Origin of the sequence: Rhizobium sp. BK008, from assembly GCF_014197345.1 — a bacterium.
GTDB lineage: Bacteria > Pseudomonadota > Alphaproteobacteria > Rhizobiales > Rhizobiaceae > Rhizobium > Rhizobium anhuiense.
The window spans coordinates 276,781-292,949 of record NZ_JACIFK010000008.1; the positions used below are offsets into that span (position 1 = coordinate 276,781).

Here is a 16,169-nt window from a genome sequence, read left to right on the forward strand (position 1 = left end):
CCTATGTAAACCTTTACATACATCGTGTAAAGGTTTACATCGTTGATTTACACAGATCAGTTGAAGCCTGCCTTTGACCTCTCGACAAGTCTGTGTAGTGTCTCGGCGAAGACAGCCCCAAGGCAGAGCCCAGTGTCGAATTCCACGCCCGCAACCATCGAAGACGTCGCCCGGATCGCCGAGGTCTCCATTGCGACGGTGTCCCGGGCGATCCATATGCCCGAGAAGGTCGCCAACTCCACACGGCTCAAGGTCAACCAGGCGATCGCCATCACCGGTTATACGACCAATGCGATGGCGCGCAGCCTGAGGCTTGGCCGCTCCAACATGATCCTGGTGGTGGCGCCGGATATCGGCGATCCCAATTTCTCCAACATTCTCGTCGGGCTGGAGAACGAGGCGCGCGCGCATGGCTACGGCATCCTGATCGGCCACACGCAGAACGACGCCCAGCGCGGCCTCGAATATCTGAAATTCTTCAATTCCAACCAGGCGGCCGGATTGATCCTCTTCACCGGCATCCTGCCCTTCGGGCATCAGACGATGACCGCGCGGCTGCCGCCGAGCGTCGGCGTTTTCGAGCCTGTCTTCAACGGCGGCATTCCCTATGTCGGTGTCGACGATACCGAAGGCGCCAGGAAAGCGGTGGATCTGCTGCTGGCCGAAGGGCATCGCAAGATCGCCTTCATCGGCGATTCACGCACCCGGCTTGCCTATACCAGGCGCCGCATGGGTTACGATGCCGGTCTCGACGCCGCCGGCATCCCGCCCGACTTGAGGATCGTGCTCGAAGGCGACGGCACGATCGAAAGCGGGCGGCATGCGGTCGAACAGCTTTTCATGCGTGACACGCTTCCCACAGCCTTCATGTGCGTCAACGACCAGACGGCGATCGGCGTCATGGTCGGGCTCGGCGCGCGGGGTTACGACATTCCGCGGGATTTCTCGGTGACCGGTTTCGACGACGTGCCGCAGGCCGTCTTCATATCCCCGCCACTGACCACGATCCGCCAGCCGAGAACGGCAATCGGCAAACAGGCAATGGCGCTGCTGTTGGAACTGCTGTCCGATGGCCGGCCGACCGAAACGGAAATCCTGCTGAGGCCGGATCTGGTGGTTCGAAACTCCGTCTCGGCGCCGTCGCGCAACTGGTTGAAACGGTAAATCCATATAGGCTTCCGGCCGGAGAGGGCTGCGCCGGCGGCCGATGACCGCCGGCGCGCTTTATCAGACGTAACGATTGACGACGTTTTCCAGCAGCTCCTGCTTGCCGGATCTCGGCTGCGGGTTGACGTCGTGGCTTTCGACATAATGGCTGATCTCATCCAGCGAATACTCGCCGCGGAAGAGCTTCTGCGCCTCGGCGGATTCCCAGCCGGCATAACGATCGGCGAGCGGCTGCGACAGAGCCTTGTCCTCGATCATCTTAGCAGCGGCCTTCAGACCGCGGGCGCAGCAATCCATGCCGCCGATATGGCCGATCAGTAGATCCGCCGGGTCGAGCGACTGACGGCGAAGCTTCGAGTCGAAGTTGGTGCCGCCGGTCTTGAAGCCGCCGCCTGCCAGAACGTGATAATAGGCCAGCGCCATTTCGGGAACATTGTTCGGGAACTGGTCGGTATCCCAGCCGGACTGGTAGTCGTTGCGGTTCATGTCGATCGAGCCGAAGATGCCGAGCGCATTGGCAAGCGCCAGCTCGTGCTCGAAGGAGTGGCCGGCAAGAATTGCGTGGCCCTGCTCGATATTGAGCTTCACCTCGTTTTCAAGGCCGTGCTTCTTGAGGAAGCCGTAGACGGTCGCGACGTCATAGTCGTACTGGTGCTTGGTCGGCTCCTGCGGCTTCGGCTCGATCAGGATCGTGCCCTTGTAGCCGATCTTGTGCTTGTATTCGACGACGAGGTTGAGGAAGCGGCCGAGCTGGTCGAGCTCGCGCTTGATATCGGTGTTGAGCAGCGTCTCGTAACCTTCGCGGCCGCCCCAGAGCACGTAGTTTTCGCCGCCGAGCTTCTGCGTGGCATCGATGCAGGTCTTGACCGTCGCGGCTGCGAAAGCAAAGACATCTGGATCCGGATTGGTCGCCGCACCCGACATGTAACGGCGGTGAGAGAAGAGGTTCGCCGTGCCCCAGAGCAGCTTGGTGCCGGTTGCGGCCTGCTTCTCGGCGAAATAATCGACGATCTCGTTGAGGTTTTTGGTGTTCTCGGCGAAATTCTTGCCCTCCGGACGCACGTCGGCGTCATGGAAGCAGTAGTAGGGCGAGCCGAGCAGCGAGAAGAATTCGAAGGCGACGTCGGCCTTGAGCTTGGCGGCCTTCATCGTGTCCTCGAACCAGGGACGCAGGAAGGTCTGGCCGCCGAAGGGGTCGCCGCCCGGCCATGTGAAGGTGTGCCAATAGGCCACCGCAAAGCGCAGATGGTCTTCCATGCGTTTGCCCATGACGATCTCGTCCGGCTGGTAATAGCGGAAGGCCAGCGGATTGGTGCTGTCGGGGCCTTCGTATTTCACTTTCTGGATATCGCCGAAAAATCCGGTGCTCATGTTGGGTCTCCTTGGGTTCGTATCTTTTCGAAGTTCTGAATTGTTAGTCTATGCCAGAGGCCCCCTCATCCGCCTGCCGCACCTTCTCCCCGGCGGGGAGAAGAAACTTGTGGCAACGTCGCGGCTCCCTCGAATGAGGGTAGGGTGAGGGGGCGCCTCGATCTCAATGCGCCAGCGACTTGATCGCCGGATAGAGCGCCCGATAGCGCTTGTAGGCATCCTCGTAAGCGCCGCTCAGCGCCGACACCGGCTCGATCGTTCCGGCCGTTACCGGCGGCGTGCAGACGGCAATGGGATCTGCCCGCGTTGCCGCGATCAGGCCGAGGCGGGCTGCACCGAAGGCGGCGCCGAAATCGCCGTCGGCCGGCAGGTCGACGGGAACGCCGAGCGCGGTCGCAATCGAGGCCAGCCAGTAACGCGAGCGCGACCCGCCGCCGATTGCCGTGACCCGGGATATGCCGGTGCCGGCCGAACGCAGGGCTTCGAGATTGTCGCGAATGGCGAAGGCGACGCCTTCGAGCACCGCCTGGGTGAGCACGACACGGCTGCTTTCATGTTCGAGGCCGATGAAGGCGCCGCGGATGACGGCATCGTTGTGGGGCGTGCGCTCGCCGGAGAGATAGGGCAGGAAGGTGACGCCGGTGGGCGCCTTCAGCGTCTCCCCGAGTTCGCCGGTAAGATCGGCGGCCGACTTGCCGGTCACGCCGGAATGCCAGTTGAGCGCATCGGTCGCCGACAGTATGACGCCCATCTGGTGCCAGGTGTTCGGCAGCGCGTGGCAGAAGGCATGCACGGCGCTTTCCGGTTTCGGCAAATAGGAACCGTTGGCGGCAAAAAGCACGCCCGACGTGCCCAGCGAGACGAAAGCGGCGCCATCGCTGACCGTGCCCATGCCGCAGGCCGAGGCTGCATTGTCGCCCGCGCCGCCGGCAACGACGACATCGCCGGAAATACCCCATTGCGCCGCCAGTTCAGACCGCAGCTTGCCGGCCTGCGCGGTGCCTTCGACAAGCGCCGGCATCTGCGCCTCGGAAAGGTTGGTGGCGGCGAGCAGTTGCGACGACCAGGCGCGCTTGCCGGTGTCGAGCCAGGACGTGCCGGCCGAATCCGACATTTCCGAAATATATTCGCCGGTCAGCCAAAGACGCAGATAGTCCTTCGGCAACAGCACCTTGGCGATTTTGGCGAAGACATCGGGCTCATGCTTCTGGACCCAGGCGAGCTTCGGCGCCGTGAAGCCCGGGAAGACGATGTTGCCGGTCAGCGCGCGAAAACGCGGATCGGCATCGAGCGCCGCGGCCTCTACATAGCTGCGCGTATCGTTCCAGAGGATGCAGGGCCGCAGGACCTTATCGCTGGCATCGATGAGCGTCGCCCCGTGCATCTGGCCGGAAAGGCCGATGCCCCTGACCGCGGCGAACTCTTTCGGATGTTTCGCCTTGAGGCCGGTGACAGCCTCCTCGGTGGCCCGCACCCAGTGGGCTGGCTCCTGCTCCGACCAGCCGGAATGCGGACGCGAGACGTCGAGCGAACCATTGGCCGAGCCGACGATCTTCTGATCACCATCGATCAGCATCGCCTTGACGCCGGAGGTTCCGAGATCGAGACCCAGATACATGTGGTATTTCTCCCTTTGCCGTTACGGCAGATTGTCTTTCAGGAATATGTCGAGGCGGATGCGCTCCTGCGCCTCGATGACGGCCAGCCCGTCCGCCTTGGCTTTCAGCACGCGAATCGCGCTGCGTACCTCGTGGCCGGCGTCCTGGTTGAGGATCGCATCGATCGTATTGTCGATCAGGGCTGCACGCGTGTGGGCGGTCAGTTCGTGGGCAATCACCGTCAGCACGCGATCGACGGCCTTCTCCTTCAACGCCCGGATGAGGCCGCGATTGCCGGCGCCAAGGCTGTAGACGCCGATGATGCCGGCATTCCTGGAAAGCGCGTCGGCAACGAGCATATGGGCGATCTCGGGGTCGTCGCGGCCTTCGAGGACTGGCAGAATCGCCAGATCGGGAAATTCCTCGGCCATGACGGCGGTGAAGCCCTCCAGCCGCTCGCGATGGTCGCGCACCAGCATGGAGCCGGCAAGCACGGCAATCTCGCCTTTTTTCGGTCCGAGGAATCGGCCGAGCAGGCGAGCCGCCGTGCGCCCGGCGGCGATATTGTCGACGCCGGCATAGTGATGGCGCAGCGAGCCGGTGAGATCGGAAACCAAGGTGACGATGGGAAAACGCTCGCGCACCAGCCTGTCGACGACGGCGCGCACGCCAGGCGCATCGGTCGCAACCAGTGCGATGCCACAGGGCTTTTCCCGGGAAAGCTCCTCGAGCACCGAGACAAGCGCTGCGGGATCGAAGGCCGGCACCTCGATCGTGCGGATATCGGTGCGCTCGGCCGACGATCGGAGGACTGCCTGGCGGATCTCGGCATTGAGCCCGTGCATGAAGGAGTTGTCGCTGGCCGGGAGGATGAAGACCAGCGGATAGGTGCGCCCTTTGGCAAGATTGGCGGCGGCGACGTCTCTGACATAACCGAGCTCGCGGATCGCGGTCTCGACCTTTTCCCGCGTGACGTGGCGCACACCGGGCCGCTGGTTGAGAACCCGGTCGACAGTCGCCAGACTGACACCGGCGGCGGCGGCGATATCGTGAACGGTTGGTCTCATCATTCCTCCTGACGAGACCATTAGCGCCAATTTTGATGTACGTAAATCAAAAAATCGAACGGGCCGGTTTCCGCGTGGTTTTCCGGCATGGCCTACCCGATTCGGATCGATCCGACCGGCGATCATTCGCCTGATGACACGACGGCCGGAAAACAGCAACAAAAAGGCCCTCCGAAGAGGGCCTTTTCAAGGGGCGGCAGGCCGGAGGTCAGTGGCCGCCACCGCCTCCCCCGCCTTGCGGCGCGGGTTTCTTGATCATGGCGACACCGAGGATCATCGCCAGGAAAAGCGCGGTCAGGATCAGGAATACGTCGCTGAAGGAGAGAATGATCGCCTGCTTGGTGGCAAGGCCGACCATCTGCTTGACTGCGACCGAGGCGCCATCCATGCCGTAGGTGTTGAAATTGGCGGCCATGTTGTTCATCTGGTCGACCGCCGCCGGATTGCCCCAATCCATATTCTCCCGCAGCCGCTCGTAGTGCACGTCCTGCCGGTTGGTGAGCACGGTGTTGATGACGGCAAGGCCGACGGCGCCGCCGAGGTTTCTGGTCAGGTTGAACAGGCCGGACGCGCCGCGAATGCGCGAAGGCGGCATCGTGCCGAGCGCGATGTTGTTGATCGGCACCATGCACATCATCAGCCCGAAGCCGCGCAGGATCTGCGGGATGAAGAGTTCGTAGAAATCCCAATCCGCCGTCAGATGCATCATGATGAAGGTGCCGGCGGCAAAGCTGACGAAGCCGATCACCATCATCAGGCGCAGGTCCATCTTGGTCGACAGCCGGCCGGCGATCGGCGCGGTGAAGAACATCGCAAGCCCGGAGACGAACATCGTCTCGCCGATCATCAGCGAATCATAGCCGCGGATGCGGCCGAGATAGACCGGGTAGATATAGGTGAGGCCATAGAGGCCGATACCCATGACGAAGGAGAAGACCGAGCCGAAGGAAAAATTCCGGTTCGCAAAGGCCTTGAGGTCGACGACGGGGAATTCCACCGTGAAGGCGCGATAGAAGAAGATGATGGCGGCAGCGCCGGAAGCGACCGCTGCGATGGTGATCGAGCTGTCGTTGAACCAGTCGTTCGAATTGCCCTCTTCGAGCACATATTCCAGCGCGCCGAGGAAGACGCCCATCGAGATCAGCCCCCACCAGTCGAACTTCTTGAAGAGCGACAGTTCCGGCTTGTCGAAATCGATGAAGTTCCAGGTGACGATCGTGACGATGATGCCGGGTACGATGTTGACGAGGAACAGCCAGTGCCAGGAGAAGGCGTGGCTGAGGTAGCCGCCGACGGTCGGGCCGATGGTCGGCGCCAGCGTCGCGATCAGACCGATGATCGGCGAGACGATGCTGCGCTTCGACGGCGGGAAGATGGTGAAGGCGGCTGCGAAGACCGACGGGATCATACCACCGCCGATGAAGCCCTGGATGACCCGGTAGACGATCATCTGGTCGATATTCGTCGCCGTCGCCGCCAGCGCGCTCGCCATGGTGAAGCCGGCAGCCGAGATCGCGAAGAGGTAACGCGTCGAGATGATGCGCGCCAGCGTGCCGGACAGCGGGATCATGATCACTTCGGCGATCAGATAGGATGTCTGCACCCAGCCGATTTCGTCGCTGCCGGCCGAAAGGCCGGCCTGGATTTCCGCAAGCGAGGCCGAGACGATCTGGATGTCGAGGATCGACATGAACATGCCGAGCACCATCGCAAAGAAGGCGATGAGCTTCTTCGGGTCCATGCGCTCGTCGGCATGGGCGGGTGCCGCCGGCATCGTCCCCGCCGTTGCTGTCGCGCTGCCGGCCATCAGATCACCTCTGCCTTTCCTGAAGGCTTACTTGCTCGGCGCCGTACGGGTGTCAACGTCGACGACGACGCTCAGGCCCGCGCGCAGACGGCCGCTATCGAGCGCATCCTGCGGCAGCGCGATGCGCACCGGCACGCGCTGGATCACCTTGGTGAAGTTGCCCGTCGCATTTTCCGGCGGCAGCAGCGAAAAGACCGAGCCGGATGCCGGCGAGATCGATTCGACGGTGCCGACGATCGGATGATCGCTATAGGCATCGACATGCACGTTGACCTTCGATCCCGCCACCAGATGCTGGATCTGCGTTTCCTTGAAATTGGCGTCGATATAGAGCTGGCGCACCGGAACGAGCGCCATCAGGCGCTGGCCGGGCGAGACGAGATCGCCTTCCTGGACCGAGCGGTTGCCGACAATGCCGTCATAAGGCGCCTTCAGCACGGTGAAGGAAAGGTCGCGGGCAGCCTTGTCGCGCGAGATCTCGAGCGAACGGACCGAGCCTTCAGCCTCTTTGCGCTGGGCCTGGAGAATGGTGACATTGGCCTGCGCAACCACGATGTTGGCATCGCCGCCGGAAAGATTGGCCTTGGCCTGATCGAGAGCGATGTTGGCGTTGTCGAGATCGGCGGCAGTGCCGACCGACTTCGCCTGAAGCTCGCTCTGGCGCTTCTGGGTGATCTCGGCACCGCGAACGGCCGCTTCGAGTGCCACCTTCTGCGCCCGCGCCTGCACGAGGCTCGCATTGGCGCCTTCGATCTGCGCGTCGATACGCTGCAGCGAAAGCTGTTCGGTGGCGATCTGGGCCTGGGCCTGGTCGAGGGCGTTCTGATAGTCGCCGTTATCAAGCGTGGCAAGCACGTCGCCCGCTTTGACTTCCTGGTTGGCGACAACATTCACCTTCGCGACGTAGCCCGTGACCTTCGGCGAAATCGTTGCAATATCGCCCTCGATATAGGCGTCGTCGGTCGACACCATGAAGCGGCCGTTCGTCCACCATTCATAACCATACCAGCCGCCGCCCGCGAGAAGGGCGAGCACGACGATCGGCAGCACCGGGCTGCGGCGTTTCTTCGCAGCCGCAGGTGCGGCGACCGAGGCCGGCGCCGACTGGGCGGGAGTGGAAGGGACTTCGCGGGCTTCCGCCGTCGGAGCTTCCGCAACAGCTGCGACCTCGGCCTTGACCTCTTCGGTCTCGGCGTTTTCGCTGACAATCCGCGCGACATTGCTCTTCTGGTTGCTCGACATGGCCACTTTACCGATCTTGGAGTAAATAATCGAACTGAACGGTTCGGTTCAGTTGACTTAAACCTGTTTTACCGTCATATCAAGATGTATAGAACCAATCGGTTCGATTTCTTTTAAAGAAAATACGAAACCGTCAACACGGTTAAGGAGACATGACGCTGAACCCCGACCACGCCGCCGTCTTCAGCCCTCCCGCGCCCGGAGGCCGATTTGCTGCAGGCGAAGATCCGGCCAAGCGCCAGCAGATTCTCGCCGGCGCCAAGCGTGTCTTCATGAAAATGGGTTTCGACGCCGCCAGCATGAACGACGTGACGCGCGAGGCCGGTGTCTCCAAGGGAACGCTCTACGTCTATTTCACCAACAAGGAAGAACTGTTTTCGGCGATGATCGAGGCCGAGCGCGCCGCCTTCGTGGCGGCCGTGCGCACGGCGCTTGCCGAACATGACGATCCCGAAGCCGGCCTGTATGAATTCGGGATAAGCTTCGTCACCCATATGACCGATGAAAAGGTCATCAACGCGATGCGCACCGTTCTCGGCGTTCGCGACCGCATGCCGGTTCTCTGTCAACGCTTCTTCAAGGGTCCGGAAAACCTGCGCACCATCATGCGCGACTTCCTGGAGCGGCACATCGCCGAAGGCAGATTTGAGATCGACGACATCGATCTGGCCGCCGGCCAGTTTCTCGATCTCGCCAGCGGCAGCTTCTTCAAGCTCCGGCTGTTCGGAAGCATGGAAGAACCGCCGTCTCGCGACGAAATCGAGCGCGTCATCCGCGGCGCCATCCGGGTCTTCATGGCCGCCTACGGTGCGCCCCGACACAAGACCGACTGACCGCCTCCTTGACTGCCCGCCTCCATCGGCCAAAAGTCCGCAACTGCGATCAAACCCGGCTGCCGGCTTTTCTTTAAGGAAGAAGCCGCAACCAGGGGAGTGAGGATGAGCGCCGTTGGACGGGCGATCTGGTTCATAGAGAGCCATTTCGAAAGCGATATATCGCTGGAAGAGATATCGGAAGCCGCCGGATTGTCGCGCTACCATCTGTCGCGCGTCTTCGGGCTCGTCACCGGCCACTCGATCAGCAGCTATATCAGAGGGCGGCGCCTCAGCCGCGCCGTGCCGGCCTTGGTCGGCGGTTCATCGACCATTCTCGAGGTTGCGCTTTGCGCGGGCTACGGCTCGCACGAGGCTTTCACCCGTGCCTTCCGCGACCAATTCGGCATGACGCCGGATGCGGTGCGCAGACAGGGACACGCCCGTAACCTTATCTTGCTGGAGCCGATCAGAATGGACCCCGCCCACCTCAACGACCTCGAACCGCCCCGCTTCGAAACCCTTCCGCCGATGCTCTTTGCCGGCCTGCAGGAAATCTATCCCTATGGTGGCAATGCCGCCATCCCCTCCCTCTGGCAGAAGTTCAATGCCCATTTCGGTCATATCCCCGGCCAGAAGGGCAACGTCGCCTACGGCATCTGCACGCATATCACCGGCGAAGCGGAGAAATTCCGCTATATGGCCGCAGCCGAAATCGCCGATGCTGGCGATCTGCCGGCGGATTTTGCAACGCTCAAGCTTCCCGGCCAGCGTTACGTCGTCTTTAGCCATCGCGGCCATGTCTCGGGCATTCCGGCGACGATGAACCGGATTTTTGGCGCATGGTGGCCGACATCCGGCCTGGAGCACGGCGAGATACCCGACATGTTCGAACGCTACGACGAGCGCTTCGATCCCTATACCGGCATGGGCGTCACCGAAATCTGGTTGCCGATCAAGGAATAAAAGTCACATCACTTTCGTATACCCCCTTGCGGCGCTTGTCTGGCAGGCCGGCGTCATTACATTGCGAGCGTCATTTATCCATATGACGCAAAAGGGATATACGCTGATGCAGGAAATCATGACGCTCATTCAGGATCCGGCCGCCTGGGTGGCGCTCATCACGCTGGTGGTGATGGAAGTCGTTCTCGGGATCGACAACCTGATCTTCATTTCCATTCTCACCAACAAGCTGCCGCCCGAGCACCGGGAGAAGGCCCGCAAGATCGGCATCGGCCTTGCGCTCGTCATGCGCCTGGCTCTGCTCGGCACCATCGCCTGGATCGTGCAACTGACCGAACCGCTATTTGAAGCCTTCGGCCATGGCTTCTCCTGGAAGGATTTGATCCTGATTGCCGGCGGCCTGTTCCTCGTCTGGAAGGCCACCAAGGAAATCCATCATACCGTCGACCCGGAAGACCATCAGGAGGATTTCATCGCCACGTCGGCAACGACCGGCTTTGCATCGGCCATCGGCCAGATCCTGCTGCTCGACCTCGTCTTCTCAGTCGACAGCATCATCACCGCCGTCGGCATGACGCCGCATCTGCCGATCATGGTGATCGCAGTCGTCGCCGCCGTCACCGTCATGCTAGTTGCGGCGACCCCGCTGGCCAACTTCATCGAGAGGAACCCGACGATCGTCATGCTGGCGCTCGCCTTCCTGCTGATGATTGGCACGACGCTGATCGCCGAAGGCATGGGCTTCCACGTGCCGAAGGGCTACGTCTACGCCGCCATGGCCTTCTCGGCGCTGGTCGAGGTGCTGAACATGTTCGCGCGCAACGCCCGCAAGCGAAAACGCGACGCCGCCCATTGAGGCTTGGGCTGGAGGGCGCGGCCGAAGCGCCGCGCCCTCACCCGCCGCCATCAGGCCTTTGCAAACTGGTTTTTCTTGACGCGCCCGGTTGAATATGGCCTAAGGCCAGCCGAACGGACGATCGGCGGAGAGTGCGGGCGCATGCCCTTTTCCGGCCGGTTTGCCGATGAAGATATCTGCATCCTTCCGGCCGAACGTCGCTTTCCCCATGAAAGCCGTCCGGCATTCATTGACGGGCACACACAATGACAGTTTCCGGGACAGCCACCGGCGTCCGCGTCCGCATCGCTCCCTCGCCGACCGGCGAGCCGCATGTCGGCACCGCTTACATCGCTCTCTTCAACTATCTTTTCGCCAAGAAGCACGGCGGCGAGTTCATCCTGCGCATCGAGGATACCGATGCGACGCGCTCGACCCCGGAATTCGAAACGAAGGTGTTGGACGCACTGAAATGGTGCGGGCTGGAATGGAAGGAAGGCCCGGATATCGGCGGCCCCTACGGCCCCTATCGCCAATCCGACCGCAAGGAAATGTACCAGCCTTACGGGCAGGAATTGCTGGACAAGGGCCATGCCTTCCGCTGTTTCTGCACGCCCGCTCGGCTGGAGCAGATGCGCGAAACCCAGCGCGCCGCCGGCAAGCCGCCGAAGTACGATGGTCTCTGCCTCAACCTCACGGTCGAGGAGGTCACCTCGCGCATGGCCGCCGGCGAAACGACCGTCATCCGCATGAAGATTCCGGCCGAAGGCTCATGCGACTTCACGGACGGGGTCTACGGCGATGTCTCCATTCCGTGGGATTCGGTCGACATGCAGGTCCTCATCAAGGCCGACGGCATGCCGACCTATCATATGGCCAACGTCATCGACGACCATCTGATGAAGATCACCCATGTGGCGCGCGGCGAGGAATGGCTGGCTTCGGTGCCGAAGCACATCCTGCTCTATCGCTACTTCGGCTGGGATCAGCCGGTCTTCATGCATCTGTCGCTGATGCGCAATGCCGACAAATCGAAGCTGTCGAAGCGCAAGAACCCGACCTCGATCTCCTATTACTCCGCGCTCGGCTATATCCCGGAAGCGCTGATGAACTTCCTCGGCCTGTTCTTCATCCAGATCGCCGAAGGCGAAGAGCTGCTTGAGATAGACGAGCTCTCCGAAAAATTCGACCCGGAAAACCTCTCCAAGGCCGGTGCGATCTTCGATATTCAGAAGCTCGACTGGCTGAACGGCCGCTGGATCCGCGAGAAGCTGTCGGAAGAAGAATTCCAGGCGCGCGTGCTGAGCTGGGCGATGGAAAACGATCGTCTGAAGCAAGGCCTGCGGCTGTCGCAGACGCGCATCTCCAAGCTCGGCGAGCTGCCCGATCTCGCCGGTTTCCTGCTGAAGTCCGATCTCGGCCTGCAGCCTTCCGACTTTGCCAAGATCAAGTCGCCGCCGGAGGAGATCCTCGAGATCCTCAACACCGTTCAGCCGGATCTCGAAAAGATCCTGGAATGGAATGTCGAGACGATCGAGGCCGAGCTGCGCGCGATCGCCGACCGCATGGGCAAGAAACTGAAGGTCGTGGTCTCGCCGCTCTTCGTCGCCGTGTCCGGCTCGTCGCGGTCCCTGCCGCTCTTTGATTCCATGGCGATCCTCGGCCGCTCCGTCGTACGCCAGCGCCTGAAGCTCGCCGCACAGGCGGTCGCCGCCCTCGTCGGCTCGAAGTAAGAACAGTCAGAGGATTTCGACAGTGGCTGACAACAAGACCGAAAACACCCTCTCCTCCGACGCGACTGAGGTGCGCGCCCAGAAGCTGAAGCTGCTGCGCGAACAGATCGGCGAGGTCTATCCGGCGCATTTCCATCGGACGATGGGCAATGCCGAGCTGACCGCGAAATACGAGAGCCTGGAGCCGGATACAGAGACGCAGGATGTCGTCACCGTCGCCGGCCGCGTCTATTCCTCGCGCAACTCCGGCATGTTCATGGATATCCATGACGCCTCCGGCAAGATCCAGATCTTCTCGCACAAGGACGTCACCGGCGAGGAGGCCCGCGCCCTGCTGCCGATGATCGACATCGGCGACATCATCGGCGTCACCGGCATCGTCCGCCGCACCAAGCGTGGCGAGCTGACGATCAATGCGCAGAAGATCGAAATGCTGACGAAGTCGCTGCTGCCGATGCCCGAGAAGTGGCACGGCCTCTCCGACATCGAGCTGCGGTACCGCAAGCGCCATCTCGACATCATGACCAACGAGGATTCGAAGCTCCGCTTCCAGCAGCGCTCGAAGATCGTCTCCGGCATCCGCCGCTTCATGGAAAATGACGGCTTCATGGAAGTCGAGACGCCGATGCTGCATTCGGTCTATGGCGGCGCCACCGCCGAGCCGTTCAAGACGCATCACAACACGCTCAAGCTCGACATGTATCTGCGCATCGCGCCGGAACTGTTCCTCAAGCGCACGCTGGTCTCGGGCCTCACCGACAAGGTCTTCGAGATCAACCGGAACTTCCGCAACGAGGGCGTCTCCACCCGGCACAATCCCGAATTCACCATGATGGAATGCTATTGGGCCTATGCCGACTACGAGGACGTCATGGACCTCGTCGAGCGGCTGTTCGAGACCCTGGCGCTCTCCATTCACGGCACGACGGAATTCGACTTCGGCGACAAGCGGATCTCCTTCAAGGGACCGTTCAAGCGCGTGCCGATGCCCGATGCCGTCAAGGAAGCCACCGGCATCGATTTCCGCGCCATCAAGACCGATGACGAGGCACGCGCCGCCGCCAAGGCTGCCGGCTTCGCGGTCGAGAAGGATTGGACCTGGGGCGAATGCCTCGCCTTCATCTTCGAGGAAAAGGTTGAATCGACACTGATTCAGCCGTCGCATGTCACGCATTTCCCGAAGGACATCTCGCCCTTCGCCAAGGAAGTGCCGGGCGAGCCGCGCCTCGTCGAACGTTTCGAGACCTATTGCAACGCCTGGGAACTCGGCAACGCCTTCTCGGAACTCAACGATCCCGAAGAGCAGCGCCGCCGCATGGTCGAGCAGCTCGAACAGGCGCATGCCCGCGGCGAGAAGGAAAAGCAACTGGACGAGGAATTCCTCGACGCGATCGATCAGGGCATGCCGCCGGCCGGCGGCCTCGGCATCGGCGTCGACCGCCTCATCATGCTTCTCACCAACGCGCCGTCGATCCGCGACGTCATCCTCTTCCCGGCCCGCCGCAACAAGGCCGACTGACGGAAAAAGACGCAGAGAAACGAAGCGGAGTGCCATTGCATAATTCCTTAAATCGGAATCGATTTACGGATAAAATTATGCAGCCATTCAAAGTGCGACAGCGTCCTTTGCGCGTCTGAAAGACGCGCGGCGCTGTAGCCGGCGCTCCGCTTTTTCATGCCGTTTAATCAGTGTTTCTTGGCAGGCGCGGTTTCCGGCGGCTCTTCGGCCGGGGCCTCCGCCACCACATCGGCGCTCCCGCCCTCTGCGGCAGGCGCAGCTTCGCTTTCGCCCGCCGGTGCGGCACCATGGCCGCCGCCGGCAGCCTTCGTTTCCCTGGCTTTTTCCCCGTTCTTCGTCGAGCCGACCGCGACCGGGTCGACGCAATCCTCGGGATCCTTGAAGGCGGCGCTGATCATGGCGACCTCCTCGGACGGCATGTCTATGCGCTCGCCGAAGAACAGCCCGTTTTCGCTGGCCTTGCCGTCATAATAGCGCGCCGTATAGGACTTGTCGTTAAGGCCTGGAACGGTCTGATCGGGATGCGGGATATAGACGACATCGGCGCCGATCGCCCGGCCGCGAATGTCGGCACGCAACGTCGGGCCGTTCTCGTCGAGCACCACCACCTGCACCAGATCCGGCTTCTGCGCGGCATAAACGGCCTGGGCGACACGAAGCGCGGTCCTGACGCGCGTCATCCCGTCGGTCGGTTCGGTCTTGATGTATTTGCGCACCCAGACGTGGTTCTGCTTGCGGATCGTCACCAGGTTGACGTCGCTGCATTCGAGCCCGTAGCCGCCACCAGCAGCGCCGATCAGCCTGTCCTTGCCGACATAGACCGCCGCACCGCCGGAAACGCCCGCCAGAAGAGCGACTCCACCGATGATGATTGCCAATTTCCGGGAGGGCCGGAAGATGCGCAGTAAGGCCTTCACGCCAACTGCTCCGCCATCTGAAACTCCAACGCAGGACTAGTGCTGAGAACGCTAAGGAAATGACGTTTCAGAAAGTTTAAGTGGGCGCGCAAAGCCTGCGCCATTTTGGAAAAACACCAAAAAAGGTCCACTTTTTTAGGCCGCTTGCCACGGCCTGTTTCGCCATGCTCTAAACGCCCATGGCTTTCACGCTTCGCCAGGTTCAATATTTCGTCGCCGTCGCCGAACAGGGGTCGGTGACGCGCGCCGCGCAGAACCTTTCGATCTCGCAATCCTCGGTGACGGAAGCGCTGAAGGAGCTCGAAACCGACCTCGGCGTCGAACTCTTCGAGCGTCATCCGCGCGGCCTGACGATCACCCATAACGGCCATCAGTTCCTGCGCCACGCGACAAAGATCCTCGCCTCCGTCTCCGATGCGCGGACCAGCTTCTCCGGCCAGCAAAGCACCCTTTCCGGCACGCTGAACATCGGCGTCACCTCGCTCGTCGCCGGCTACGTCCTCTCCGATCTCCTGGCGCGATACCGACGCGCCTGCCCGGGCATCGAGGTCAGCGCTATCGAGGACAATGGCGGTTACCTCGAACATCTCCTGGTCGGCGGCGAACTGGATGTCGCCGTCATGGTGATCTCAAACCTGCGCGACCGCATGGCGCTGCAGGCGGAAATCCTCGAAACCTCGCCCTATCGACTGTGGCTGCCGATGGGCCATCCGCTGGTGTCGGCCGACATCATCTCGGTCGCCGACATCGCCCGCGAACCGTTGATCATGCTGACGGTCGACGAAATCGAGGAGAATACCGGCAAACTGCTCTCGGCACTCGGCGCCCGCCCGCATGTCGCCTTCCGCACCCGCTCGGTGGAGGCAGTACGCAGCCTGGTCGCAACGGGCGCCGGCGTGGCGCTGCTTCCCGATCTCGTCTACCGACCATGGTCGCTCGAAGGCGACCGCATCGAGAGCCGCGACGTCTCCGGTTCGCTGCCGGTCGTCCAGGTCGGCATGGTCTGGCGCAAGGGCTCCAGCCTGCCGCAGGCGGCGCGCGATTTCGTCGGCATCGCCGAAAGCCTGCGTTCCGGCCGCATCCGCTGATATCGGAATTTCCGATAACGCCCTTCTGATAAATGAATTTGCGAAAG

General features: G+C 61.9%; 13 protein-coding genes. 7 read left to right on the top strand and 6 right to left on the bottom strand.

The genetic code is table 11. The features are described 5' to 3' along the window. Nucleotides 1–132: 132 nt before the first annotated feature. A complete protein-coding gene (locus FHT69_RS27315) occupies nt 133–1,164 on the top strand; it encodes a LacI family DNA-binding transcriptional regulator (RefSeq protein ID WP_047616282.1) in 1,032 nt (343 codons plus the stop codon). Nucleotides 1,165–1,227: 63 nt separating this feature from the next. On the opposite strand, the gene xylA is transcribed toward FHT69_RS27315, so the two are convergent. From xylA to FHT69_RS27340, 5 genes are all read right to left on the bottom strand, one after another. Next, nucleotides 1,228–2,538 (bottom strand): xylose isomerase, encoded by a 1,311-nt coding sequence (xylA, locus tag FHT69_RS27320; RefSeq protein WP_047616280.1) that lies wholly within the window; start codon nt 2,536–2,538, stop codon nt 1,228–1,230. Between the two features lie 163 nt (nt 2,539–2,701). After that, the gene (xylB, locus tag FHT69_RS27325) at nt 2,702–4,156 is read right to left on the bottom strand and encodes a xylulokinase (protein ID WP_047616278.1); all 1,455 of its coding nucleotides are present in this window, start codon (nt 4,154–4,156) and stop codon (nt 2,702–2,704) included. 21 nt (nt 4,157–4,177) lie between these two features. Next, nucleotides 4,178–5,203: a LacI family DNA-binding transcriptional regulator gene (locus FHT69_RS27330; RefSeq protein ID WP_047616276.1), complete on the bottom strand. Its 1,026-nt coding sequence runs from the start codon at nt 5,201–5,203 to the stop codon at nt 4,178–4,180. Nucleotides 5,204–5,411: 208 nt separating this feature from the next. Continuing rightward, complete coding sequence (locus FHT69_RS27335) at nt 5,412–7,010, bottom strand: DHA2 family efflux MFS transporter permease subunit (RefSeq protein WP_047616274.1); 1,599 nt, start codon at nt 7,008–7,010, stop codon at nt 5,412–5,414. A 27-nt stretch (nt 7,011–7,037) separates the two neighbouring features. Continuing rightward, a complete protein-coding gene (locus FHT69_RS27340) occupies nt 7,038–8,252 on the bottom strand; it encodes an HlyD family secretion protein (RefSeq protein ID WP_063475291.1) in 1,215 nt (404 codons plus the stop codon). A gap of 152 nt (nt 8,253–8,404) precedes the next feature. Between FHT69_RS27340 and FHT69_RS27345 the strand changes: the two genes are divergently transcribed. From FHT69_RS27345 to lysS, 5 genes are all read left to right on the top strand, one after another. Further along, nucleotides 8,405–9,085, top strand: coding sequence for a TetR/AcrR family transcriptional regulator (locus tag FHT69_RS27345; protein WP_047616269.1), 681 nt, complete (start codon nt 8,405–8,407; stop codon nt 9,083–9,085). 105 nt (nt 9,086–9,190) lie between these two features. Beyond that, the gene (locus tag FHT69_RS27350; RefSeq protein WP_047616266.1) at nt 9,191–10,030 is read left to right on the top strand and encodes an AraC family transcriptional regulator; all 840 of its coding nucleotides are present in this window, start codon (nt 9,191–9,193) and stop codon (nt 10,028–10,030) included. A gap of 106 nt (nt 10,031–10,136) precedes the next feature. Further along, nucleotides 10,137–10,886 (top strand): TerC family protein, encoded by a 750-nt coding sequence (locus FHT69_RS27355; RefSeq protein WP_183906209.1) that lies wholly within the window; start codon nt 10,137–10,139, stop codon nt 10,884–10,886. Nucleotides 10,887–11,131: 245 nt separating this feature from the next. After that, the gene (gene gltX / locus FHT69_RS27360; protein WP_183906210.1) at nt 11,132–12,598 is read left to right on the top strand and encodes a glutamate--tRNA ligase; all 1,467 of its coding nucleotides are present in this window, start codon (nt 11,132–11,134) and stop codon (nt 12,596–12,598) included. 22 nt (nt 12,599–12,620) lie between these two features. After that, nucleotides 12,621–14,117, top strand: a complete 1,497-nt coding sequence (lysS, locus tag FHT69_RS27365) for a lysine--tRNA ligase (protein WP_097543071.1) — start codon at nt 12,621–12,623, stop codon at nt 14,115–14,117. A 167-nt stretch (nt 14,118–14,284) separates the two neighbouring features. On the opposite strand, the gene FHT69_RS27370 is transcribed toward lysS, so the two are convergent. Continuing rightward, entirely contained in the window at nt 14,285–15,034 is a 750-nt protein-coding gene (locus tag FHT69_RS27370) for a hypothetical protein (RefSeq protein ID WP_047616260.1), read from the bottom strand. A gap of 179 nt (nt 15,035–15,213) precedes the next feature. On the opposite strand from FHT69_RS27370, the gene FHT69_RS27375 reads away from it, so the two are divergent. Beyond that, nucleotides 15,214–16,122: a LysR family transcriptional regulator gene (locus FHT69_RS27375; RefSeq protein ID WP_047616258.1), complete on the top strand. Its 909-nt coding sequence runs from the start codon at nt 15,214–15,216 to the stop codon at nt 16,120–16,122. Nucleotides 16,123–16,169: the final 47 nt, after the last annotated feature.